This window comes from Arthrobacter sp. StoSoilB5 (assembly GCF_019977235.1).
Classification (GTDB): Bacteria; Actinomycetota; Actinomycetes; order Actinomycetales; family Micrococcaceae; genus Arthrobacter.
This window is the reverse complement of record NZ_AP024646.1, coordinates 4697200-4717999: the sequence shown is the minus strand read 5'-3', so window position 1 is coordinate 4717999 and position 20800 is coordinate 4697200. Positions and strand designations below refer to the sequence as shown.

At 63.6% G+C, this 20800-nt stretch carries 20 protein-coding genes; 7 read left to right on the top strand and 13 right to left on the bottom strand.

Annotated elements, in window-relative coordinates; genetic code table 11:
- Window positions 1–52: 52 nt before the first annotated feature.
- Genes LDN75_RS21390 through LDN75_RS21380 form a run of 3 tightly spaced genes read right to left on the bottom strand, consistent with a single transcriptional unit; the run spans window position 53 to window position 3503 of the window.
- Window positions 53–1024 carry a ribokinase gene (locus LDN75_RS21390; protein WP_223934687.1) on the bottom strand — a complete coding sequence of 324 codons (972 nt, stop codon included), beginning with the start codon at window positions 1022–1024 and terminating at the stop codon, window positions 53–55.
- Complete coding sequence (locus LDN75_RS21385; RefSeq protein ID WP_223934686.1) at window positions 1021–2469, bottom strand: MFS transporter; 1449 nt, start codon at window positions 2467–2469, stop codon at window positions 1021–1023. Before LDN75_RS21385 ends, LDN75_RS21390 begins: the two co-directional genes overlap by 4 nt.
- Entirely contained in the window at window positions 2469–3503 is a 1035-nt protein-coding gene (locus LDN75_RS21380; RefSeq protein ID WP_223934685.1) for a nucleoside hydrolase, read from the bottom strand. The genes LDN75_RS21385 and LDN75_RS21380 overlap by 1 nt, the downstream gene beginning before the upstream one ends.
- Window positions 3504–3660: 157 nt before the next feature.
- On the opposite strand from LDN75_RS21380, the gene LDN75_RS21375 reads away from it, so the two are divergent.
- A complete protein-coding gene (locus LDN75_RS21375; RefSeq protein WP_223934684.1) occupies window positions 3661–4695 on the top strand; it encodes a LacI family DNA-binding transcriptional regulator in 1035 nt (344 codons plus the stop codon).
- Window positions 4696–4718: 23 nt separating this feature from the next.
- On the opposite strand, the gene LDN75_RS21370 is transcribed toward LDN75_RS21375, so the two are convergent.
- On the bottom strand, window positions 4719–5345 hold the full coding sequence (locus tag LDN75_RS21370; RefSeq protein WP_223934683.1) for a LysE family transporter: 627 nt from the start codon (window positions 5343–5345) through the stop codon (window positions 4719–4721).
- Window positions 5346–5540: 195 nt separating this feature from the next.
- On the opposite strand from LDN75_RS21370, the gene LDN75_RS21365 reads away from it, so the two are divergent.
- Window positions 5541–6596 (top strand): DNA polymerase IV, encoded by a 1056-nt coding sequence (locus tag LDN75_RS21365; protein WP_223937661.1) that lies wholly within the window; start codon window positions 5541–5543, stop codon window positions 6594–6596.
- A 40-nt stretch (window positions 6597–6636) separates the two neighbouring features.
- Here LDN75_RS21365 and LDN75_RS21360 read toward each other — a convergent pair whose 3' ends face one another.
- From LDN75_RS21360 to LDN75_RS21340, 5 genes are all read right to left on the bottom strand, one after another.
- Window positions 6637–7620, bottom strand: coding sequence for an aldo/keto reductase (locus LDN75_RS21360; protein ID WP_223934682.1), 984 nt, complete (start codon window positions 7618–7620; stop codon window positions 6637–6639).
- 18 nt (window positions 7621–7638) lie between these two features.
- Entirely contained in the window at window positions 7639–8859 is a 1221-nt protein-coding gene (locus LDN75_RS21355; protein ID WP_223934681.1) for a DUF6596 domain-containing protein, read from the bottom strand.
- Between the two features lies 1 nt (window position 8860).
- Window positions 8861–9220: a YciI family protein gene (locus LDN75_RS21350; RefSeq protein WP_223934680.1), complete on the bottom strand. Its 360-nt coding sequence runs from the start codon at window positions 9218–9220 to the stop codon at window positions 8861–8863.
- A 118-nt stretch (window positions 9221–9338) separates the two neighbouring features.
- On the bottom strand, window positions 9339–10154 hold the full coding sequence (locus LDN75_RS21345) for a class I SAM-dependent methyltransferase (RefSeq protein WP_223934679.1): 816 nt from the start codon (window positions 10152–10154) through the stop codon (window positions 9339–9341).
- A 70-nt stretch (window positions 10155–10224) separates the two neighbouring features.
- The gene (locus LDN75_RS21340) at window positions 10225–10737 is read right to left on the bottom strand and encodes a helix-turn-helix domain-containing protein (RefSeq protein WP_223934678.1); all 513 of its coding nucleotides are present in this window, start codon (window positions 10735–10737) and stop codon (window positions 10225–10227) included.
- Window positions 10738–10900: 163 nt separating this feature from the next.
- Between LDN75_RS21340 and LDN75_RS21335 the strand changes: the two genes are divergently transcribed.
- Window positions 10901–13072: an efflux RND transporter permease subunit gene (locus tag LDN75_RS21335; protein ID WP_223934677.1), complete on the top strand. Its 2172-nt coding sequence runs from the start codon at window positions 10901–10903 to the stop codon at window positions 13070–13072.
- A gap of 5 nt (window positions 13073–13077) precedes the next feature.
- Here LDN75_RS21335 and LDN75_RS21330 read toward each other — a convergent pair whose 3' ends face one another.
- Genes LDN75_RS21330 through LDN75_RS21315 form a run of 4 tightly spaced genes read right to left on the bottom strand, consistent with a single transcriptional unit; the run spans window position 13078 to window position 17056 of the window.
- Window positions 13078–15327, bottom strand: coding sequence for a PEP/pyruvate-binding domain-containing protein (locus LDN75_RS21330; RefSeq protein WP_223934676.1), 2250 nt, complete (start codon window positions 15325–15327; stop codon window positions 13078–13080).
- Between the two features lie 29 nt (window positions 15328–15356).
- Window positions 15357–15911 (bottom strand): GNAT family N-acetyltransferase, encoded by a 555-nt coding sequence (locus LDN75_RS21325; RefSeq protein WP_223934675.1) that lies wholly within the window; start codon window positions 15909–15911, stop codon window positions 15357–15359.
- Window positions 15908–16255, bottom strand: a complete 348-nt coding sequence (locus LDN75_RS21320; protein ID WP_223934674.1) for a metalloregulator ArsR/SmtB family transcription factor — start codon at window positions 16253–16255, stop codon at window positions 15908–15910. Before LDN75_RS21320 ends, LDN75_RS21325 begins: the two co-directional genes overlap by 4 nt.
- 60 nt (window positions 16256–16315) lie before the next feature.
- Entirely contained in the window at window positions 16316–17056 is a 741-nt protein-coding gene (locus tag LDN75_RS21315) for an MIP/aquaporin family protein (protein WP_223934673.1), read from the bottom strand.
- Between the two features lie 45 nt (window positions 17057–17101).
- Here LDN75_RS21315 and LDN75_RS21310 point away from each other — a divergent pair, with 45 nt between their 5' ends.
- The 4 genes from LDN75_RS21310 (at window position 17102) to LDN75_RS21295 (ending at window position 20797) form a co-directional block, all read left to right on the top strand.
- Entirely contained in the window at window positions 17102–17776 is a 675-nt protein-coding gene (locus LDN75_RS21310) for a helix-turn-helix domain-containing protein (RefSeq protein WP_223934672.1), read from the top strand.
- Window positions 17777–17954: 178 nt separating this feature from the next.
- A complete protein-coding gene (locus LDN75_RS21305) occupies window positions 17955–18377 on the top strand; it encodes an arsenate reductase ArsC (protein WP_223934671.1) in 423 nt (140 codons plus the stop codon).
- A gap of 28 nt (window positions 18378–18405) precedes the next feature.
- Window positions 18406–19395 (top strand): thioredoxin-disulfide reductase, encoded by a 990-nt coding sequence (trxB, locus tag LDN75_RS21300; protein ID WP_223934670.1) that lies wholly within the window; start codon window positions 18406–18408, stop codon window positions 19393–19395.
- Between the two features lie 28 nt (window positions 19396–19423).
- Window positions 19424–20797, top strand: coding sequence for an FAD-dependent oxidoreductase (locus tag LDN75_RS21295; protein WP_223934669.1), 1374 nt, complete (start codon window positions 19424–19426; stop codon window positions 20795–20797).
- Window positions 20798–20800 lie beyond the last annotated feature (3 nt).

Genomic DNA, 20800 nt, shown 5'->3' with positions numbered 1-20800 from the left:
TTTGAGCCCGCAAAACGCGCTTAACTGCGACCTAGTTGGGTGCCGCGCCGGGTTAGGACGTGCGCGCAGCCTCGACTTCTTCACGGCTCGCGTAGGCGGCCTGGGTACCCTTCTTCGTGGCGGCCAGCGCGGCAGCCACTGAAGCAAACCCGGCGGCGTCGGCGAGGGATTCGCCCGCGGCCAGGCGGGCAGCCACGGCTCCCGTGAAAGCGTCACCGGCACCCGTGGTGTCCACGGCCGAGACGCGGGTAGGGGCGATGCGCGTGATCTGGTCCTGGGCACCCTGGGCCAGCGAATCCAACACGACAGAGCCGTGGGCGCCCAGGGTTACGAGTACGCGCTGCAAACCCCGGTCGGCAAACTGGCTCCGGACAGGCTCCCATGCTTCGGCCTCTGCGTCGGCGTCGGGAACGTCGGCTTCACTTCCCAGGAACAGTGAGGCCTCATGCGCATTGACCAGCAGCACATCGCTCAACTCCGCCAGAACCTCCGGCACCTCTGCGTAAGGCGAGAGGTTCAACACGACGGTAGCGCCGGCGTCGTGCCCCGCTTGCGCAGCGGCAATCACGGTGTCGATCCCCACCTCAAGGCAGAGGCAGACCACCGCAGCTTCTTCGAAGACGTCCGCCGCCGCACGCACGTCCGCCGGAGTCAGTGTGCCATTAGCCCCGGCCGAAATGATGATGCTGTTCTCACCGCTGGCATCCACCGAGATGACCGCTACGCCGGTGGCAGAGTCCGAGCGGCGGACCCGGGTGACGTCCACGCCTGCGCTGGCTGTCGAATCCAGGAGCATGCTGCCGTTGGGGTCGTCACCAACGGCACCGATCAGGCTGACCTGACCGCCGAGCTTACTGGCAGCCACCGCCTGGTTGGCGCTCTTCCCGCCCGGGTTCACGGCGAAACCGTTGCCGTGGACCGTCTCGCCGGGTTGGGGGAGGCGGTCGCAGTAGATGGTCAGGTCGGCGTTGAGGGAGCCGACGACGACGATCCCGGCCCTGGGCGCGCTGGTTTCCCTGCTCATGCGGGAACCTTCATTTCTGAGGCGTCGGTGACTTCGGCATCCACGGGCTTGGGAATCAGCAGCGAGGCTGCGAAGGCGGCCAGGGTGATAGCGAGGCCCACCGCGACAACGGTGAGGTAGGACCCCTTCGCGTCACCCAGTGTGGAGGTCGCAACGAGGACGGCAGGCAGGACCAGGAAGCTCAGGCCGGCGCCGAGGTTGAAAGCGCCCGCGTTCATTCCGGGGAGGAAGCCGGGGTTTCCCTGCGGCGAGAGGACCACGCCCAGTCCGTTCAGCATGATGTTGACGGTACCGGCGTACATGATGCCCAGCAAGGCCGTGCCCACGATCATCATGGGCAGGCTGTTGAGGCCGAAGAACGCGATGAGGGCCAGTGCCACGAGGCTGCCCACCAGGCCGATGCGAAGGACCTTCGTGTAGCCGAGGACAGGGGCGAGCCGGCCGCTGATGGGCCCGAAGACCCAGCCCAGCAGTGCGTACGGTGTCAAGATAATGAGCGACATCTCGGTGGGGCCCACGCCGAAGCCCGGATCAGCCGCCTGGACGTAAGCCGGGACGATCCCATTGATCACCGCGAAGATGCCGGTCATGGTGAGGGTAGTGGTCAGCAGCGGGGCCCAGGTGGAGCGCTGGCGCAGGTGCACCGTTTCCACCATGGGCTGCTTGGCGCGCTTCTCCACGGTCCAGAACGAAAAGAATGCGACGGCGGCAACCAGGATGAGGGCGACTGCGAGGGTCAAGGTGGCGGCGTCGAAGGCCGTGGCCAGCTTGGAGCCTTCGTTCAGTGCTGTCAGCAGTGCGCCCACGGCGATAACGATGAAGAAGACGCCCAGCCAGTCCATGGTGGTTCCGGCGGCGGGCTTGCTTTCGCCGGCCAGGACGGCGATCAGAACCGTAGCCACGAGCGCCAAGGCAACCATAAGCCAGAAGATGCTGCGGAAGCCGAAGTTCTCGGCAAAATAGCCACCCACGAACGAGTCGACTCCAGCCACGCCACCATTGACCGCCGTGATGAGGCCCATCAGGGTGCCGTACTTGCGGGGATTGCTCACTGCTGAGCGGAGCATGATGAGGCAGAGAGGGACGGTGGGTCCGCTGACGCCTTGGATGATCCGGCCCACGAAGAGCCAGGTGACATCCGGTGCGAGGGCGGCGATGACTGACCCAATAGCCATCAGGAGCATCATGCCTACGAGGATCTTCTTGCGGCCCACGATGTCGCTGAGGCGGGGGAGGAAGAGGGAGAACAGGGCTGCGGCCGTGAAGAACCAGGTCTGTGAGAGGCCGATGGTGGCTTGGTCCGTCTGGAGCTCATTGCCCATGGTGACCAAGGCGGGGCTGAGCATGGAAGCGTTGAGCTGGAAGGCAACGCAGGCTGCCAGCAGGGCGACCATGAGGGCCGTGACGTTGCCGCGCGTGGCTTTGGTTTCTGCGGGGATGGACATTACTTGGCCTCTCCTGCAGCGACGGTCTCGGTGGCGTTAGCGCCGGCGTCGTGCGTTGGTTCGCCGATCCGTTGGATCGCATCGGTGACCAGATTCCAGAACTTCTTGTGGTCAAGATCGACGGCCACCGAGGTGTGGCAGTCCTCCGGGGCGGGCACGCGGAAGTCGGCCACGGTCATGCCGAGGGTGAGCTTGCCTTGAAGTTCGATGTCGACCGGGACCTTGCGGGTGGTCATTACGCTGGGGTCGATGACGTAGGCCACCGCGCACGGATCGTGGACAGGCGGGTAGTCGAAGCCCTGGGCGTCCTTGTAGGTCTTCTTGAAGAATTCCATCAGTTCCAGGACGAACTTGGCCGGCTTGGTGCCGATGGCTGCGATCCGGTCCACAACCTCGTCCGTGGCCAATGCTTGGTGCGTGAGGTCCAGGCCAACCATCACAACAGGCCACTTTTCGTTGAAGACGATGTGGGCGGCCTCGGGGTCGATGATGATGTTGAACTCGGCAACGGCACTCCAGTTGCCCACGTGGTAGCCGCCGCCCATGAGGACAACTTCCTTGACGCGCTCAACGATCCGCGGCTCCTTGCGGGCGGCCATCGCGATGTTGGTGAGGCCCGCTGTGGGGACCAGGGTGACCGTTCCCGGCTCATGCGCCATGACAGTTTCAATGATGAGATCGACGGCGTGACGCGGGTCCAGCTCGATGGCGGACTCGGGCTGCTCGGGCCCGTCCATGCCCGAATCGCCGTGGATGCTCGGGGCAGTCTCGATGGTGCGGACCAAGGGGCGGTCACAGCCCGCTGCGAAGGGAACGCCGGTGATGCCAGCGATCGTGGCTACCGAGAGGGCGTTGCGCGTGACCTTTTCGAGGGTCTGGTTGCCCACCACGGTTGTCACTGCGAGGAGCTCGATGTCGGGGTTGCCGTGGGCCAGCAGCAACGCCACTGCGTCGTCATGGCCGGGGTCGCAGTCAAGAATGATCTTCTTGCGTGTTGTCATGGGATTGGGGTCCACGTTTTCTCTCCACGTCATTGGGGCCTGCCCGGTTCTTGCCCGCAGCAGGGCGGTAAGCATTCAGAGGAATTCTGGCACTGCTTTAAGGGTCACGTCAAACGCTTAACGTAAATAGCGTTAAGCGTTTGATGCCTTGGGGCAGTTGTTCGTGCTGCAACGACGCTACGATCGATGCATGGATACCTTGGATCGGCGGAACCCCCGCGCGCCCCGTGTGACCGCTGCGATGGTGGCGGCCCGGGCGGGGGTCTCTACTGCCACAGTGTCCTTGGTGGCCAACGGTAAGACGCAGGGGCGGGTATCCGAGGACAACATCTCGCGGGTCCGGTCCGCCATCGCCGAGCTTGGCTATGTGGTGGACAGCATCGGGAGTTCGCTGGCCCGCGGAGTCAGCTCAATCGTGATCCTGGTGACGCCCGATGTCTCCAACCCCTTCTTCGCCAATGTGATCGCGGGCGTTCGGGAATCCCTGGGGCCCGAGTATCAGTTGTTGCTTTCGGTGACGGACGCGGGCGAGTCGCCGCAGGCCGACGACGTCCGCAAGTTGTTGGCACTCCGCCCTGCCGGCCTGCTGGTAGGCGCCCCCAGCGCTGAGTTCCTGGAGGACCTGTCCGCGGCCGGACCGCTGGTGCTCCTTGACGCGCCGGGGCTGGATTCCTTCGCGCCGTCTGTAAACCTCGACGTCGCCCAAGGCGCGCGTGAGTTGGCCCGGCACCTCGCAGCGTCCGGACATACCTGCGCCGCCTACGTGGACGGCATTACCGGCACCACCACTTTCCACCTCCGCAGGGAAGCTTTCCTCGAGGAAGCCGCCGCGTGCGGGCTTTTGGTGGCCGATGGGCACGTCATCAGTACCGCGATCGACGTCGGTGCTGCCGCCGCCGCGTTCGCCGACGCATGGCCGCGGTGGCAGCGCGAGGGGGTGACCGCCGTCGTATGCGGTACCGACACCCACGCTTACGGCGTGCTCCAGGAAGCGCGCGTGGCGGGTGTCCGGATCCCGGCCGAATTGGCTGTGGCGGGCTTCGACGATCTCCCCTATTCGGCCACCAGCAATCCCAGCCTGACGAGCGTGCACCTGCCGGCGACCCCGCTGGGACTTAAGGCGGGGGAGCAGCTTCGCAGGCTCATGGAAGGCCTGGTGCTGGAGGAGCCCCATGTGACGCTGGAAAGCTCGCTGGTGGTTCGGGGATCTACGTCCCTGAGTTAGTGTCCCGGGGCTTTTTGGCTCGGTTAGTGGATGGTTGCGAGCAGGATGCCCACTAGGACAAACAAGCAGCCGAATACACGGTTAAGGACCTTCTGGCCACGCTCATCGTGGGTGAAGCGCTGGAATGAACGTGCTGCAAGAGCGAAGAAGAACCACATGACCATGATGTCGATGAACAGAATCGTGGCGGTCAGCACTGCATATTGCTGGAGCAGCGGCTCCTCTGGCCTGATGAATTGCGGCATGAAGGCAAGGAAGAACACGATCGCCTTGGGGTTCAGCAGGTTCACCCAGATGCCGCGCTGGAACATGGACAGGCCGGACTCGTTCTTCTTGCTGGCGACTTCCTCTTTGTCCAGATCGGGCTTGTGCAGGAACTGCCGGATGCCCAGGTACACGAGGTAGGCCGCGCCCGCGTACCTGATGATGTTGAAGATCACAGGCGAGTTGGAGACCAGCACGCCAACGCCGAGGGCCACGATCACAATGTGGATGACCAAGGCCACCTGCTGGCCGAGGATGCCCCAGATGGAGCGGCGGAAGCCTGAATTGAGCGAGTTGCTCATGGTGAAGATAGCGCCGGCGCCGGGAGTGAAACTGATCAGGGTGCCGGCGCCAACCAGGGCCAGCCAAAGTGAAAACTGCACCATCTCAGCTTATGCCGGTGAGGTGGGTGGTCCTGACCCGGGCCCTGGAGATGTGGCCCACGTACCTTCCCGACCCACTTTGGCCGCTCGAGGCCCGGAATGAGCCCGGAATGGGTTGATTTCCGCAGGGTCGGCGTCCAAAGAGAGTCAGGAAGCCACGGCTTAGGGCAAACTGGTCCCGTGAGCGGAATCCCGTGGGTGCTGCACGTTGATCTCGACCAGTTCATTGCGGCTGTCGAAGTACTCCGACGGCCTGAGCTCGCGGGCAAACCGATCATCGTGGGCGGCAGGGGAGATCCCACGGAACGGGCTGTGGTTTCCACGGCATCCTATGAAGCCAGGGCGTTCGGCGTGGGTTCTGGAATGCCCCTGCGCATCGCAGCGCGGAAAGTGCCAGATGCCATCATCCTGCCCGTGGCTCAAGAGGCTTACCTGGCAGCCTCGCACGTGGTGATGTCCACTCTGCGGGAGCAACCCGGCGGCACCGTGCAAGTGCTGGGCTGGGACGAAGCTTTTGTGGGCGTAGAAACCGATGACCCGGAGGACTACGCGAGGCGGGTTCAGGCTGCGGTCCTGGAACGAACCCGATTGCACTGCAGTGTGGGCATTGGCGACACCTTGGTCCGCGCAAAGAATGCGACGGATTTTGGCAAACCAGCCGGCATCTTTAGGCTCACTAAAGAGAACTGGCTCGATGTCATGGGCAGCAGGCCAACCAAGGAGCTGTGGGGCGTTGGACCCAAGGTGTCTGCCCGGCTGGCAAAACTAGGGATCACCACAGTCGCCGAGCTTGCCGCCGCCGATCCCCAGGATTTGGTCCCGGAGTTCGGTCCCAAGATGGGCCCTTGGTATGCACAGCTCGGACGGGGAGAGGGCGCCAACGAGGTGGACGACACCCCGTGGGTGGCCCGGGCACACGGACGTGAGACCACGTTCCAGCAGGACCTTACGGAACCCTCCCAGATCAGCGACGCCGTCAAGGATCTGACAGCCCGCGTCCTTGAAGACGTGGCAGCGGAGGGGCGCCCGGTTGTGGGGCTAACCCTCAAGGTCCGGTATGCCCCGTTCTTCACCAAGACGTATGCGAGGAAGATCCCAGAGACCTTCGACCGGGACGAAGTCCTCGCACAGGCCCTGGATGTGACGGCGCGGATCGAGCCGGACCGTCCGATCCGGCTTCTGGGACTCCGCGCCGAAATGGCGATGCCCGACGACGCCCGCAAGGGACACACCCCGACGCGCAGTGGTTGGTGACACGCCGTCGGGTTTCAAAGGCCCGACGTCGGGCGGCCGGTTACCAGCGCGGGTGGATCGCTTCGCGGAAGTAGCGGTCGTAGATGTCCCGTACGCCACTGGCGAGACCGGCGCCGACGTCCTGCATTGCTCCCGCCTCAGCGTTCGCATGGGCTTGTACTGAGGAACGTGCTCCCGGGATGACCGTGGTGACGCCGTCCTGGGCGATCACCCAGGCGAGGGCCGCTTGGGCGGTGCTGACGCCGTCGGGCACCAAGCCGCTGAACTCCTGGGCGGCCTTCACACCGGTGGCGAAATCAACGCCCGAGAAGGTCTCTCCGACGTCGAATGAGGACCCGTCGCGGTTGTAGTTGCGGTGGTCGTCCTCCGGGAACTCGGTATCCGGTGTGTACTTTCCCGACAGCAACCCGGAGGCCAGAGGAACCCTGGCGATGATGCCAACCCCGGCCTGCTTTGCTGCAGGAAGCACCTCATCGAGGGGCTTCAGCCGGAAGGCGTTCAAGATGATCTGCACGGATGACGTATTCCCGCGGTTGATGGCTTCAACAGCCTCGTCAGTCCGCTCGACGCTGACGCCATAATTGCGGATGGCACCTTCGGCGACGAGGGTGTCCAGTGCGTCGTACACCTCATTCCGGCTGTAGACAGCGGTGGGCGGGCAGTGCAATTGGACGAGGTCCAGTGTGTCCTGCTGCAGGTTCCGCCGCGAGCGGTCCGTCCACGCGCGGAAGTTGGTGAGGGTGTAGTTGTCGGGCACCTGGTCCACGCGGCGGCCCATCTTGGTGGCAACCATCAGGTCCAGCCCGGGATTGGCGCGCAGGAAGCGTCCGATCAACTGCTCACTTCGCCCATCGCCGTAGACGTCGGCTGTGTCGAAGAAGGTGACGCCGCCGTCAACCGAGGCCTCCAGGACGGCAAGGGCATCTTCCTCTGTGACGTCACCCCAGTCCGCACCGAGTTGCCACGTGCCTAGTCCAACGGTTGACACCGATCGGCCGGTCTTGCCAAGTATGCGTTGTTCCATGGTCTTGACTATATGGGGTCACACCTGGTCCATGCGCGACACTTTATCCATCAGGTAGCGGCGCTCCTGCAGGCTTCCCGTCTTCTTGGCCGCGGCAAGGTAAGCGGTTTTGGCCTCGGCATTAGAACCGGACAGCTCCAACAAATGTCCTCGAACGGCATCCAGACGGTGGGTCCGCCCGATCGACGAATCCAGCCCGGCCAGCAGCTCAAGCCCAGCGGCGGGCCCCTTCACCATGGCGACAGCCACGGCACGATTCAGCGTCACCACAGGACTGGGCGCTACGGCATCAAGGACTGTGTACAAGGCGAGAATCTGCGGCCAGTCCGTTTCGGCATCAGAGGGAGCTTCCGCGTGTACGGCAGCGATCGCTGCCTGAAGTTGGTACGGCCCGGCTGCGCCACGTCCGAGTACGGAAGACAGGAGAGCGATGCCTTCATCGATCTGACCGCGGTTCCACAAACTGCGGTCCTGTTCGGATAGCGGCACGGGCATCCCGTCAGCCAGGGCGCGGGCGGCACGGCGGGAGTCCGTCAGCAACATCAGCGCGAGCAAACCGGTGGCCTCGAGCTCGCCCGGCGCGGCGCTCACCAACAGGCGAGCCAACCGGATCGCTTCAGTGGTGAGGTCTTCGCGTTGCAGTGAGTCGCCCGAGCTTGCCGCGTAGCCTTCGTTGAAGATCAGGTACAAGACGTGAAGTACGACGCCGAGCCTCGCCTTCCGCTCGGACGCCGGCGGCATGTCGAAGCGGGCTCCGGCCTTCTGGATCGTCTGCTTCGCACGGCTGATTCGCTGGCCCATGGTCGCTTCGGGGACGAGGAAAGCAGAGGCGATTTCCGCCGTCGTGAGTCCTCCTACGGCACGGAGCGTCAAGGCGAGTTGCGATGGTGCGCTGATCGAAGGGTGGCAGCAGAGGAACATCAGCGTCAGGGTGTCGTCGGCGTCAGATGCGGCGGCTTCCTCGAAATTGGCCTCCATCGCGGCGACGCGTTCCTCGCGGGCGCGGCGGGCGCTTTCGCTGCGCCATGCGTCAACAAGCCGGCGCGATGCGACAGCCAGCAGCCATCCTTTGGGGTTGTTGGGCAGTTCCGATGGCCATTGCAGCGCAGCCTCGAGGAGGGCCTCCTGGACGGCATCCTCGCAGGCGTCGAACTGGCCGTGTTTGCGTGCCAGCACGCCGAGGACCTGCGGCGCCAACGTGCGCAGCAGGTCCTCGATGTCGCGTGGGGAAACGGTCAAACTAGACCTCCGGCGGACCGTCCGGGATGGCGCGGAGCTCAACCACCTGCGAGTACTTGACGATGCTCGAGCAGATTTCCACCGCGCGTTTCTCGCTGGCTACATCCACCACCCAGTACCCGATCAGCGATTCCTTAGACTCGGCGTACGGACCATCGGTGGTGATGACGCCGTCCGGGGTCTGTTTGACCAGCTTTGCCGTGCCGAGGTCGGCCAATCCCGCGTTGAAGACGAGCTCGCCGGACTGAGTCAGGTCCTTGTCGATCTGGATCATGAACCCGATCATTTCCTTGACCCACTCCGGGTCGGCGGTTTCCATCATGCCCTCGGCGGATCCGAACATCATGATCATGTATTTCATCTCAAACTCCTTATGAAGTGGCGCCCTGTTTGGGTGCTTTCACTCATGGGTCGGAACGGCGGGGCGCTTTTCTACAAGGTTCGGCAAAGTTTCTTTTTTGGGTCAGGAGGCCACGCGCTTACGCCCGGGCGATCACCTCGCCGTTGGGAATGAGGAAGTAGCCATCGTCCGTGGCTCCCCAACGGTGCCAACCCGCGGCGATCCGGGCGAGGTCGGCCTCGTTTGCGAACCCGTATTCGAGGGCCTGCTCGGCAAAGGCGGAGTGGAGGACACGCTCGCTCCACACCCGGGACTGCCATGCCCGTTGCTGGGCTGTGGCGTAGAGCCAGTTGCTGCTGCTGGGTGCCACCTGAGCGAAGCCTGCCTGCTGAGCCCACGAGACCAGCCGACGGCCGGCATCCGGTTCGGCACCATTGCGCCGGGCGATCTTCTGGTACAGCTCCATCCAGTCATCGAGCTCGGGGACTTCCGGGTACCAGCTCATGCCATGGAAATCGGCGTCGCGTACAGCCACGATCGCACCCGGCTTGGCCACGCGGCGCATCTCACGCAGGGCAGCTACTGGATCTGTCAGGTGCTGGAGGACTTGATGGGCATGGACGAGATCGAAGGACTCGTCCTCAAATTCAAGATCGTAGATGTTGCCGGTGCGGAACTCTACGTTTTCCACGCCGCGGTCCTTCGCCAGTTCCGTTGCTTGGGCGACGATGTCCGCCGAGCGATCCAGGCCGATGACCTGCGCCGGCGCAACCAGCCCCGCGAAATCGCAGGTGATGCTGCCAGGTCCGCACCCGACGTCGAGGACCGACGTCCCCGGGGTGAGATGCGGAATGACAAACGCGGCCGAATTCTCGGCCGTCCGCGAGGCGTGGGCCCGGACAACCGACTCGTGGTGCCCGTGGGTGTAGACATCTTCAGGCTGCTGCGCGTTCATAGGGAAACGCTAGCCCAACCGGGTCGCATTTGTGCGCGTTTTGAGCGGGCGAAACGCGCACAAATGCTACTCAGTTGGGCGCGGGGCGGGAGGCTTCCTCGCGTGCGGTAACTGTTGCTTCAACCATGTCGGTCATGAAGCGTCGGACGACATCCAGCTCGTCAGCGCTGTATGCGCCCATGGCCTTGCCCATGCGGAGGGCCAATGGCATGAACATGGCGCTTCCGTCCTGGTAGGCCTTGGGTGTCATTACCAGCTGGACCTGGCGCCGGTCCGTGCCGAGACGTTCGCGCAGCAAGTGTCCCGAAGCGTGGAGCCGATCCACCAGCGCCGTAGTGGCCGGAGAACTCAGGCGCAGTTCGGTGCGCAGGATGCCGGGTGTAACAACCCGGCCCGCGGCAGAATGGCGCATGATTACTGCCAGGGCGTTGAGGTCCGTCCGGTGCATGTCGTTCCTGCCGCCGGCGGCGTCTACATAGTGGTTGGCTTCCAGGGTGAAGTCCTGGAGGAGCCGCACCAGGTCTTGGGGCGCGCCCGCTTCGGGGCGTTCGCCAACGGGCCGCGGACCTGGATTCTCTGACATCCTTGCCTCCCGCCTGCGTTCGACCGTGATTAGTGCCGTGTCGGATATTACTCCCAGGGCAACAGGAACCGGGCATCTGTACTTGTTCACTCTTGGAATAGTTCCATGATAGAGATAATCTATGGTGGAATAAAGGCTCACTCAAGTCTCGGAAGAAGGACCCATGAACCGGCAGAAGATACCGTTCTGGCTACGCTGGCTGGCACCCGTTGTGCTCGTCATCACCTGGCTTGGCATCGCAGGCGTTGGCGGCCCAACGTTCGGGCGCCTGGACGAAGTCTCCTCCAACGATCAGGCTTCCTTCCTTCCCGCAGGAGCCGAAGCGACAGAAGCCAGCAACTGGCAAGCGAAGTTCCGGGACACTTCGGAGATCCCTGCAGTGGTCATTGTCGAGAACGAGGCCGCCTTCACCCCGGCCCAGCTGGGCGAAGCAGCCCAGCTGAAAGCCGGCATCGAGGCACTCAAGCTGGGGAGCGCCGTCGTCGGGCCTCTTCCCTCGGAGGATGGCAAAGCCGTCCAGTTCATCGTGCCGATAGCGTCCTCAGATGAGCTGCGCGGCAAAATCCAGGAGCTGCGTGACGTAGTTCAGCCAGGCGCGCCGGAGGGAACGCGCGCCTTCGTCACGGGCCCAGCCGGCCTGACCGCTGACCTGGTGAACGCGTTCGGAGGCATCGACGGCATTCTTCTGCTCGTCGCCCTGGGCGCCGTGTTTGTTATTTTGCTGCTCGTGTACCGCTCACTGGTGCTGCCTCTGGCTGTGCTCTTGACGTCAGTCTTTGCCCTCTGCGCAGCAATTCTCCTGGTGTTTGCCATGGCCAAACTGGGCTGGATCCAACTGAATGGCCAGAGCCAAGGCATCCTGTCCATCCTTGTCATTGGTGCAGCCACGGACTATGCGTTGCTTTACGTGGCTCGATTCCGCGAGGCCCTGACCCACACCACCAACCGTACGAAGGCAGTGCTCACGGCATGGAAGGCCTCGTTCGAACCGATCCTGGCCTCCGGCGCGACCGTCATCATCGCGCTGCTCTGCCTGCTCTTCTCCGACCTGAACTCCAATAAGGCGCTGGGCCCTGTGGCCGCCGCCGGAATCCTTTGCTCGCTGTTCGCAGCGCTCACGCTCCTTCCGGCGCTCATGGCGTTGTTGGGTCGCGCCGCCTTTTGGCCTTTCCGTCCCAAGCTCCTGCCCGACGACGAACGCGAACCCGAGCTGGTTACCGGACTTGAGGGGCAAAAGGGTCTGTGGCGCGCCACTGCTTCCCTCGTTTCCCGCCGGCCCCGGGCCGTATGGGTGGCTTCGGTCCTGCTCCTCTTGGTGGCCTCGGCGGGCGTCCTGCAATTGAAGGCCAACGGCGTTCCCCAAACGGACGTCATCCTCTCGGCTTCAGACGCCGTGGACGGCCAGGACGCGTTGGCGCGGCACTTCGACGCCGGCAGCGGCAGCCCCGCCGTCGTGGTCGCCTCCGCAGATGCCGCGCAAGAAGTCCTTGACAAGGTCAAAACGGCCGATGGCGTGGGCGACGCCTACCTCCTGGCCGACGGAAATGTACCCATCACGGGCGCGCCCGGCACTTCCACGGTACCCGCTGTCCGCGACGGCAAGGTGCTGATCAATGCAACGCTCGGCTCTGCTGCTGACTCGATAGAGGCGGAGGAGGCAGTGAAGTCGCTGCGTGTGGCCGTGAAAGAGGTCGACGCCGGCGCTTTGGTTGGCGGAGTCACTGCCACGGCGTTGGACACCAACACCACCGCGCAACGCGACTTGGTGGTCATCATCCCAATCGTCCTGGTGGTCATCCTCTTCATCCTGATGCTCCTGCTGCGCTCCATTGTGGCGCCTGTGCTGCTGGTGTTGTCCGTGGTGCTGTCCTATGCGGCCGCCATGGGCGTCTCTGCGTGGGTCTTCAACGGAGTCTTCGGATTCTCAGGTGCTGATGCCACTGTTCCGCTCTTCGGGTTCGTCTTCCTTGTGGCCTTGGGTGTGGACTACAACATCTTCCTGATGAGCAGGGTTCGCGAGGAATCGCTGAAACACGGGACACGGCCAGGAATCCTGCGTGGCTTGGGCGTTACGGGCGGCGTGATTACGTCGGCGGGTGTGGTGCTGGCTGCTACTTTTGCCGCCCTGGGAGTCATTCCCATCATGTTCCTGGTGCAGCTGGCGTTCATCGTGGCCTTCGGTGTGTTGCTGGATACCATTCTGGTCCGTTCACTGCTTGTTCCAGCACTCGCTTACGACATTGGAAGCCGGATTTGGTGGCCAGGGAAGCCCGGCCGCTACGCTGGCGCGGCGGCGCTTCCCCGTGAGGAGCAACGGACGCCGGTGGTTCGGTAAATTCGTCATTCGGCCGGAACGACGTAGCCGGCGCCTCCATCAACGGTGACCCGTTGGCCCGTCCTAAGCTGCCGGGTTGCGTTGCCGGTTCCGACGACAGCGGGTATTCCGTATTCGCGAGCAATGAGCGATGCGTGGGCGGCGAGGGTTCCGCCGTCGGTGACCACAGCAGCAGCCCGCGCGAAAAGGGGTGTCCAGGCTGGCGCGGTGGATCGCGCTACGAGTATCTCGCCTTCAAGGAAGCTGTCGAATTCGTCCAGCCCTGACATGACGCGCACCGTGCCCGTGGCGCGTCCGGTGCTGGCAGGGTGACCGACAATGGCACCCGCGGGAAGCTCGTGGGTGGTCCTGGCGGCGTCAACTGCGCTCGCTATGGGATCGCCTCCGAACCTGCCGGGTTGGCCAATGATGAGTGGTGCGTCCAGGCGCCGTTGCATCTGCCAGGCCGTACGGCGGGTCCCTACCCTTTCCCTGTAATTGGCTGAACCGTTCAGCACTTCATTGAGATGGAGGAAATGGACGTCCTGCGGGTCCTGGATGGCTCCTGCGGCAGCGAGGTTTTCTCCCAGCCGTTTGGCGCAACGGCGCAAGACCGGCCATCCCAGAGTTAGGTAAAGGGACTGTTCTTCCCGTAGGGCTGCGTAGTACTGGGCCATGGTCACGAGGGAATCAAAGCGGGTGAGGACCCCGGGAGCATCAAGCAGCACTTCTCTCGCCGCGGCTTCGGCTGCTTTTCGCTGTGCGTCAAGCCCCTCCTGGCCTCCGGCGGATGAATCCGCTTCCTGCCTTCGGATGCCGGCCTCGCCGAAGGTGCGGTGGTACCAGTCGAGCGAGTAAACGGCCGATTCCGATGGTGTCGCAGTGCTGCCCTTGCTGCCCGTGAGGCCGCGGAGGAGTGCCTGATGGCCGAGCCGCCCTGCTGGCGTGTCACTCAGGGGACCAGCCAAGTGCTTTTGCCAGAACCGGGCCAGGGCCGCTTCCATTTTCCAGGCAGATCCGCCCACAACGGCCAAGGACCACAGGTAGATTCCCGCCTGCCGGACGACGCCATCCACAAGTTCGATGAGCCGTGCCGGGGATGCTGCATCTACTTCTTGCTCGGCACTGCGCACGAGGTCCCGGTAGTCGGGCAGCAGCTGGTGTCGCCATTTCATCTCCAGCCCATGGAGAACAGCGCGGTGTGCCGCAGCCGGATTGCGGGAGACCCGGAGGAGGACGTTGAAAAGGAACCACGGCAGACGACCGCGGCTTCGAACTATCAACGGCGCCACAATCCTTGGGGACGGAATCGGCGGGGCGTTGTAGTACCAGCCATTGACGGAGCCGTAACGAAACGGCACCCGCACCTGAATATCATCCTCCATGCCGTCGAGGTACCCGGCCTCGATCCGGGGCAGAAGCCAGTCCTCGAACAGCGGCGTCATGGGATCTGGAAGCCATTCACCGAGCCTGAAGTTCCGTGCCCATAGGCCTTCGCCCGGAGCTGTCCAAACTACTGGCGTGGGAAGCGCCGTCATCGGGCGGGCCTGAAGAAGGAATAGTGCGCCGTCCTGGTCCAACGCCCACTCGATGTCTTGAGGCACACCCGCACGTTCGTGGAGCCGACGGGCCAGCGCCGCTACTTGCCGTGCTTGGTCCGAGGTGAGGATGCTACCGCCCCGGTTGCACGTTGTTTCGCTGCCGTTCACGGTCCATTGCTCTCCAATTGCCTCACCGGACACAAGTGATTCCCCAAGACCGGCAACGGCCGTGACGATGGTTTGGTCGGAGTCTCCAGTCAAGGGGTTGGCGGTAAAGGCAACACCTGCGGCCTGGGGCTGGACCATCTGCTGAACGAGTACTGCCATTGTGGGGCTCGCCGCGTCGCCGCGGACAGCAGCTCCGCGTGCAGCCTCATACGCGGCGACTCTTTGCTCCCCGGACGAAGCCAGGCAATGCCTAACCGAATGCTCCAAGTCATTGAGCTCAACGTTCAGCAGGGTCTCATAGAGTCCTGCATAGGAAGCGCCCGCGAGGTCCTCAGCGGTGGAAGAAGACCTGACAGCGTACGGCCCCGGGCCTATCCTGGCGGCAGCAACTTTCAGCGCGCCCGCGAGGCTATTGCCGAGTTGCCCCACCACTTCTGACGTGACGACGAACCCCGCTGGCACCTTGAAACCCTCTGCCGTGAGCTCGGAAAGAGTGGCTGCTTTGCTGCCCAACACCGCCCGGTCCGCGCTCACCGAGCCAAGCTGCGGAAGCTCACTGATAGCCATGGCCCTCCCTCGTCGCAGACACTTCCGGTTCAGACAGTGGCGGAGCGTCTTTCGATCATGATCGTGTCCCGCCATTGTCCCGCCAGTGGGCCAAGAGGCATCCGGGCAATTCGATTCCGTCGGCCGACAACCGTAAAGCCCTCCGCGACATGGAGCCGGAGGCTCGCTTCATTCTCGGGAAAGACGCTGGCCTGGATCGTCCAGATTCCTGCTTCTTCCGTGGACGTGACCAGCGCACGGAGAAGGACCTTGCCTACGCCCAAACCACGGGCCTCCCCAGCCACGTAGATGGAGTGCTCCACGACACCCGCATACGCTGCACGCGAGGAGACGGCGGATACGGCTGCCCAGCCGAGGATCCGGCCTCCTGCTTCAGCGACGAGCCGGTGATCCTTGAGCCTTGTAGCGTCGAATTGCTCCCACCCAGGAGCAGCGGGCTCGAACGTGGCGTTCCCGGACTCGATGCCTTCAGTGAAGATCTCCCTGACCACCGGCCAATCGGGCGGGGTCATTTTGCGGATCCGGACCTCGGTGTCGGCCAATGACGGGGCGGTGGGTGTTGTTCCTGCAGTCTCTGTTGTCATAAGGTCTCCAGGAGGCCGGAAGTCCGCTCAATGGCCCCCGGCACCAAGGAATAGTACGCCCAGGTGCCCCGCTTTTCGCGGTGCAGAAGGCCGGCGTCCACCAGGATCTTCAAGTGGTGTGAGACCGTCGGTTGACCGAGGTCCAGGGGTTCAGTGAGATCGCAGACGCAAGCTTCGCCGCCGTCTGCGCTTTTGACGATGGACAACAGACGGAGCCGATTGGGATCGGCCAGCGCCTTAAACACGGATGCGCGGAGCTGAGCCTCATAGGCATCGAGGGACCCTGTTGATGGTGGACAGCAGTCCTTGTCCGTAGCCGGTTCGAGAAGTGGCAGCGAGGTCATCTATCCATTATGCCGCAACATTGATATTCATCAATGTATGGCTCCGCGGTGCCCGCCAGCCTAGCGGTCCGCGCCTTCGGCCGTATGCGGGATGACAACCTCGCTGGCGGCACGCCCGGCCGCTGGGAAGAGCAGGAGCAGAAGCGCCACACCCAAGGCTGCCCCAACGAGCTGCGCGACGATGAACGGAGGCGCGGATCCCGGTGCGATGCCGGCGAACGTGTCGCTGAAAACCCGGCCGAGTGTGACGGCTGGGTTGGCAAATGAAGTTGAGGACGTGAACCAGTACGCGGCGCCGATGTAGATGCCCACAGCCGGGGCTGCCAGGACACCCCTTTTCGTGGCGGCGAGGGCGAAAATCAAGAGGATCAGCACTGCGGTGGCAACGATCTCGGCCAGAAGGTGTCCGGGTGTTGCGCGTTCCTTGCTGGAAATGGTTGTTCCGACCTCGAACATGGCGTTCGCCAGGGCGCTGCCACCGATCGCCCCGACCACTTGGGCTGGTATGTACGCGCCGAGGTCCGGAAGGGTCAGTCCGGAGCCATTCCGCCGCCCAAGGAACCAGTCCGTCAAGGACACTACGGGGTTGAAGTGAGCGCCACTGACAGGCCCGAACACCAGGATCAGCACTGTCAGTCCGAGTACTGTTGCCGTGCTGTTTTCCAGCAGCTGCAGGCCGATGTCAGCGGGCGACAGCTGTTGAGCTGCGATCCCGGACCCAACAACGATGGCAACCAGCAGGGCGGTACCCAGTAGTTCGGCGATGGCACGACGCCACAGGGGTGGCTGGGGTGAAGTCATGGGAATAGCTTGACGCAAGGAATTACCTCAGTCAAAATTGAATCAATGAATATTGAAGCAGTTGACATCTTTCAGGCGCGGGTAGCCAGGCATGCTGCCCTCGCCGATCCAGCGCGTCTGCGCATAGTGGACCTGCTTACCTTGGGGGACTTCTCTCCAACGGAATTGCAGGCTGAATTGGGCATGCCCTCCAACCTGCTCTCCCATCACCTGCGCACCCTTGAGGAGGCGGGCTTGGCCACCCGCCACCGTTCGGAGGCGGACAAGCGCCGCAGCTACCTCCGCCTCGCCGCCGACGCTTTCGAGGGCCTCGTACCCGGCATCGCCCATGACGCACGTCGAGTCGTGTTCGTCTGCACCCGCAACAGTGCCCGCTCTCAACTGGCCGCTGCCCTTTGGCGGCAGGCCAGCACCGTACCCTCGGCCTCGGCTGGAACGCACCCCGCTGACAGCATCGCCCGTGGAGCCATCGAGGCAGCTCAGCGCCATGGCTTGGATCTGCCCGACCTTGCTCCCCGCGCGCTTGATGAAGTGGCGGATGCCACCGACTTCATCGTGACGGTCTGCGACAACGCCCACGAAGAGCTGATCGGCCTCGACGGAATCCACTGGTCTGTCTCGGACCCCTTGAGGGAGGGTACCGCGGCAGCTTTCGACAAGGCTTTCGAAGATATAGCCCACCGCGTCAATGAGCTCGCGCCCCGCGTCGTCGCCGCTTAGGATCGGCGCCCTGGAACCCAAACATTGACAATCATCAATCTATCGCCCGATACTTCTCTATATCGATCACCATCAATATCCCTCCGTCGATATGTCTATTAGAGCTTTACGGTTAGGGCGCATGACTCCACACCGCACCAATCACTCGTTCACACAACACATTCCAGGAGAAAGCCCCGTGAGTACCGAAACCGCCAAGAAGCCGTCCGTCCTGTTCGTCTGCGTACACAATGCCGGCCGGTCCCAGATGGCTGCCGCGTTCTTGACCACTCTCGCCAAGGGCGGGATCGAGGTCCGCTCCGCCGGTTCCCAGCCCGCCGACAAGGTCAACCCGGCCGCCGTCGAGGCCATGGCCGAACTGGGCATCGACATGTCCGCCGAAATCCCCAAGGTACTCACCACCGAAGCCGTCAAGGAATCCGACGTCGTCATCACCATGGGGTGCGGTGACGAGTGCCCGTACTTCCCCGGGAAGCGGTACGAAGACTGGGTTCTTGAAGACCCGGCCGGCCAGGGTGTTGACGCGGTGCGGCCTATTCGGGATGAAATAAAGACCCGCATCGAGGGCCTGATCGACTCCCTCATCCCTGCCTCCAAGTAATCCGGCTTCCCGCATAGGAGTGATTCTCGTGAGTAATGACGTCAGTGCCGAACAACTGATCATCATCGGCTCGGGCCCGGCCGGCTACACCGCGGCCATCTATGCCGCCCGCGCTGGGCTGAACCCCTTGGTCCTCGCGGGATCGGTTACTGCAGGTGGTGCTTTGATGAATACCACCGAGGTCGAAAACTTCCCCGGCTTCCCTGGTGGCATCCAAGGCCCCGAGTTGATGGACGGACTCCAGGAACAGGCTGAGAAGTTCGGTGCCCGCATCGTGTTCGACGACGTCACTGAGGTCGATCTCAAAGGTCACCTCAAGCGCGTGGTCACTGGCGCGGGGGAGACACATGAAGCATCCGCCGTCATCCTCGCCACAGGCTCGGCCTATAAGGAACTCGGCCTTCCCGAAGAGAAAAAGCTCAGCGGACACGGCGTCTCATGGTGCGCCACCTGCGACGGATTCTTCTTCCGTGAACAGGACATCATCGTGGTGGGCGGTGGGGACTCCGCCATGGAAGAGGCCACGTTCCTGACACGTTTCGGCAAGTCCGTAACTGTGGTGGTCCGCAAGGGTGAACTCCGCGCGTCGCGCATCATGGCCCAGCGGGCCAAGGACAATCCCAAGATCACATTCGCCTGGAACTCAGCCGTAACCAGGATTCACGGAGACACGAAGGTTACCGGCGTGACCCTGACGGACACCCGCACTGGCGAAACCCGGGAGCAGGCCGCCACAGGGATCTTCGTAGCCATCGGGCACCTGCCACGGACCGAACTGGTGGAGGGGCAAGTGGACCTTGACGCCGAGGGGTACATCAAGGTGGACTCACCCACCACCTGCACCAACATCTCTGGCGTCTTCGCGTGCGGCGATGCGGTGGATCACCGGTACCGCCAGGCCATCACTGCCGCCGGCACTGGCTGCGCCGCCGCGCTCGACGCCGAACGATTTCTGGCGGCGCTTGAGGATGCCCACAGTATAGCTACGGCACTGGTGGAAGAACCCACCCACGCCTGAGCGGATCTTTAGAATGAAAGAGGACACCATGGATTCAGCGAAGAACCTTGCCGTTGCGGTGATCGGCGCCGGCCCTGTGGGACTGGCCGCAGCAGCGCACTTGCTCGAACGCGGCCTCGAGCCTGTCATCTTTGAAGCTGGACCCTCTGCAGGTGCGGCCATTGAACAATGGCGCCACATCCGGCTCTTCTCGCCCTGGCGGTTCAACATCGACGCCGCTGCCGTCCGCCTCCTCAAAGCATCCGACTGGGAATCACCACGCCCCACGGCACTCCCTTACGGCGGGGAACTCATCGACAACTACCTCACCCCGCTGGCAGGCATGTCGGCCATCGCCTCCCGGCTGCAGACCGGTGCCCGCGTGATCGCGGTGACCCGTCTTGGACTGGACAAGACGCACGTCCGTGACCGCGACACCACTCCCTTCCTCGTCAGGGTTGAACACGCAGACGGCGAAACCCGCGATCACATTGTCGGTGCCGTCATCGACGCCTCCGGCACGTGGTCAACCCGCAACCCACTGGGCACCTCAGGCTTGCCGGCCATTGGCGAAGACACTGCGGCGGACCGGATCTCCTCGCCCCTGCCGGACGTTATGGGCCGGGACCGCGCCGCCTTTGCCGGTCGCCGCGTCCTCGTCGTGGGCGCAGGACACTCGGCCGCTAACACCCTGATCAACTTGGCGGACCTTGCCAAGGAAGAGCCCAACACGCGGATCATGTGGGCCGTGCGAGGCGGCTCCGCGGAGAAGGTCTACGGCGGCGGAGACGCGGATGGACTGCCGGCCCGCGGCCAGCTCGGCTCCCGGCTGCGCCGGCTCGTCGAGGCCGGCAGCATCGAACTGTACACAGGCTTCGGCATCGCCAGCCTGAAGACTCTCGACTCCGGGCTGAGCGTTGAATCCATTGACGGGCGCACGCTGGACACAGATGTCATCGTTCCCTGCACCGGCTTCCGCCCTGACTTGGAGGTGCTGCGCGAACTCCGTCTCAACCTGGACCCCGCTGTTGAAGCACCCATCGAGCTTGGCCCGCTGATCGACCCCGAGTTCCACTCCTGCGGCACAGTTCCGCCTCACGGGGCCAAGGTTCTCTCCCACCCCGAGAAGAACTTCTACATCGTGGGTATGAAGTCCTATGGCCGTGCCCCGACCTTCCTGCTGGCCACGGGCTATGAGCAGGTCCGTTCCGTCGCCGCCGCCCTGGCTGGTGACCACAAAGCAGCGGACACGGTCCACCTGAAACTGCCCGAAACCGGGGTTTGCTCCACCGACGCCGGGACCAGCTGCGACGTTCCCGCCACCGCTGTCAACGAAGAAGCGAAGACGGGCTGCTGTGCGACACCCGAACCCGCGTTCATCGGCTTCCCGACCGGACTTGAGCACGGCCGATCCGGGAACTAGTCG

What these genes read in the sequence shown, in the direction of transcription:
- LDN75_RS21390 (WP_223934687.1), bottom strand. Translation starts at nt 1,024, where the DNA reads ATGAGCAGGGAAACCAGCGCGCCCAGGGCCGGGATCGTCGTCGTCGGC.
- LDN75_RS21385 (WP_223934686.1), bottom strand. Translation starts at nt 2,469, where the DNA reads ATGTCCATCCCCGCAGAAACCAAAGCCACGCGCGGCAACGTCACGGCC.
- LDN75_RS21380 (WP_223934685.1), bottom strand. Translation starts at nt 3,503, where the DNA reads ATGACGTGGAGAGAAAACGTGGACCCCAATCCCATGACAACACGCAAG.
- LDN75_RS21375 (WP_223934684.1), top strand. Translation starts at nt 3,661, where the DNA reads ATGGATACCTTGGATCGGCGGAACCCCCGCGCGCCCCGTGTGACCGCT.
- LDN75_RS21370 (WP_223934683.1), bottom strand. Translation starts at nt 5,345, where the DNA reads ATGGTGCAGTTTTCACTTTGGCTGGCCCTGGTTGGCGCCGGCACCCTG.
- LDN75_RS21360 (WP_223934682.1), bottom strand. Translation starts at nt 7,620, where the DNA reads ATGGAACAACGCATACTTGGCAAGACCGGCCGATCGGTGTCAACCGTT.
- LDN75_RS21350 (WP_223934680.1), bottom strand. Translation starts at nt 9,220, where the DNA reads ATGAAATACATGATCATGATGTTCGGATCCGCCGAGGGCATGATGGAA.
- LDN75_RS21345 (WP_223934679.1), bottom strand. Translation starts at nt 10,154, where the DNA reads ATGAACGCGCAGCAGCCTGAAGATGTCTACACCCACGGGCACCACGAG.
- LDN75_RS21340 (WP_223934678.1), bottom strand. Translation starts at nt 10,737, where the DNA reads ATGTCAGAGAATCCAGGTCCGCGGCCCGTTGGCGAACGCCCCGAAGCG.
- LDN75_RS21335 (WP_223934677.1), top strand. Translation starts at nt 10,901, where the DNA reads ATGAACCGGCAGAAGATACCGTTCTGGCTACGCTGGCTGGCACCCGTT.
- LDN75_RS21330 (WP_223934676.1), bottom strand. Translation starts at nt 15,327, where the DNA reads ATGGCTATCAGTGAGCTTCCGCAGCTTGGCTCGGTGAGCGCGGACCGG.
- LDN75_RS21325 (WP_223934675.1), bottom strand. Translation starts at nt 15,911, where the DNA reads ATGACAACAGAGACTGCAGGAACAACACCCACCGCCCCGTCATTGGCC.
- LDN75_RS21320 (WP_223934674.1), bottom strand. Translation starts at nt 16,255, where the DNA reads ATGACCTCGCTGCCACTTCTCGAACCGGCTACGGACAAGGACTGCTGT.
- LDN75_RS21315 (WP_223934673.1), bottom strand. Translation starts at nt 17,056, where the DNA reads ATGACTTCACCCCAGCCACCCCTGTGGCGTCGTGCCATCGCCGAACTA.
- LDN75_RS21310 (WP_223934672.1), top strand. Translation starts at nt 17,102, where the DNA reads ATGAATATTGAAGCAGTTGACATCTTTCAGGCGCGGGTAGCCAGGCAT.
- LDN75_RS21295 (WP_223934669.1), top strand. Translation starts at nt 19,424, where the DNA reads ATGGATTCAGCGAAGAACCTTGCCGTTGCGGTGATCGGCGCCGGCCCT.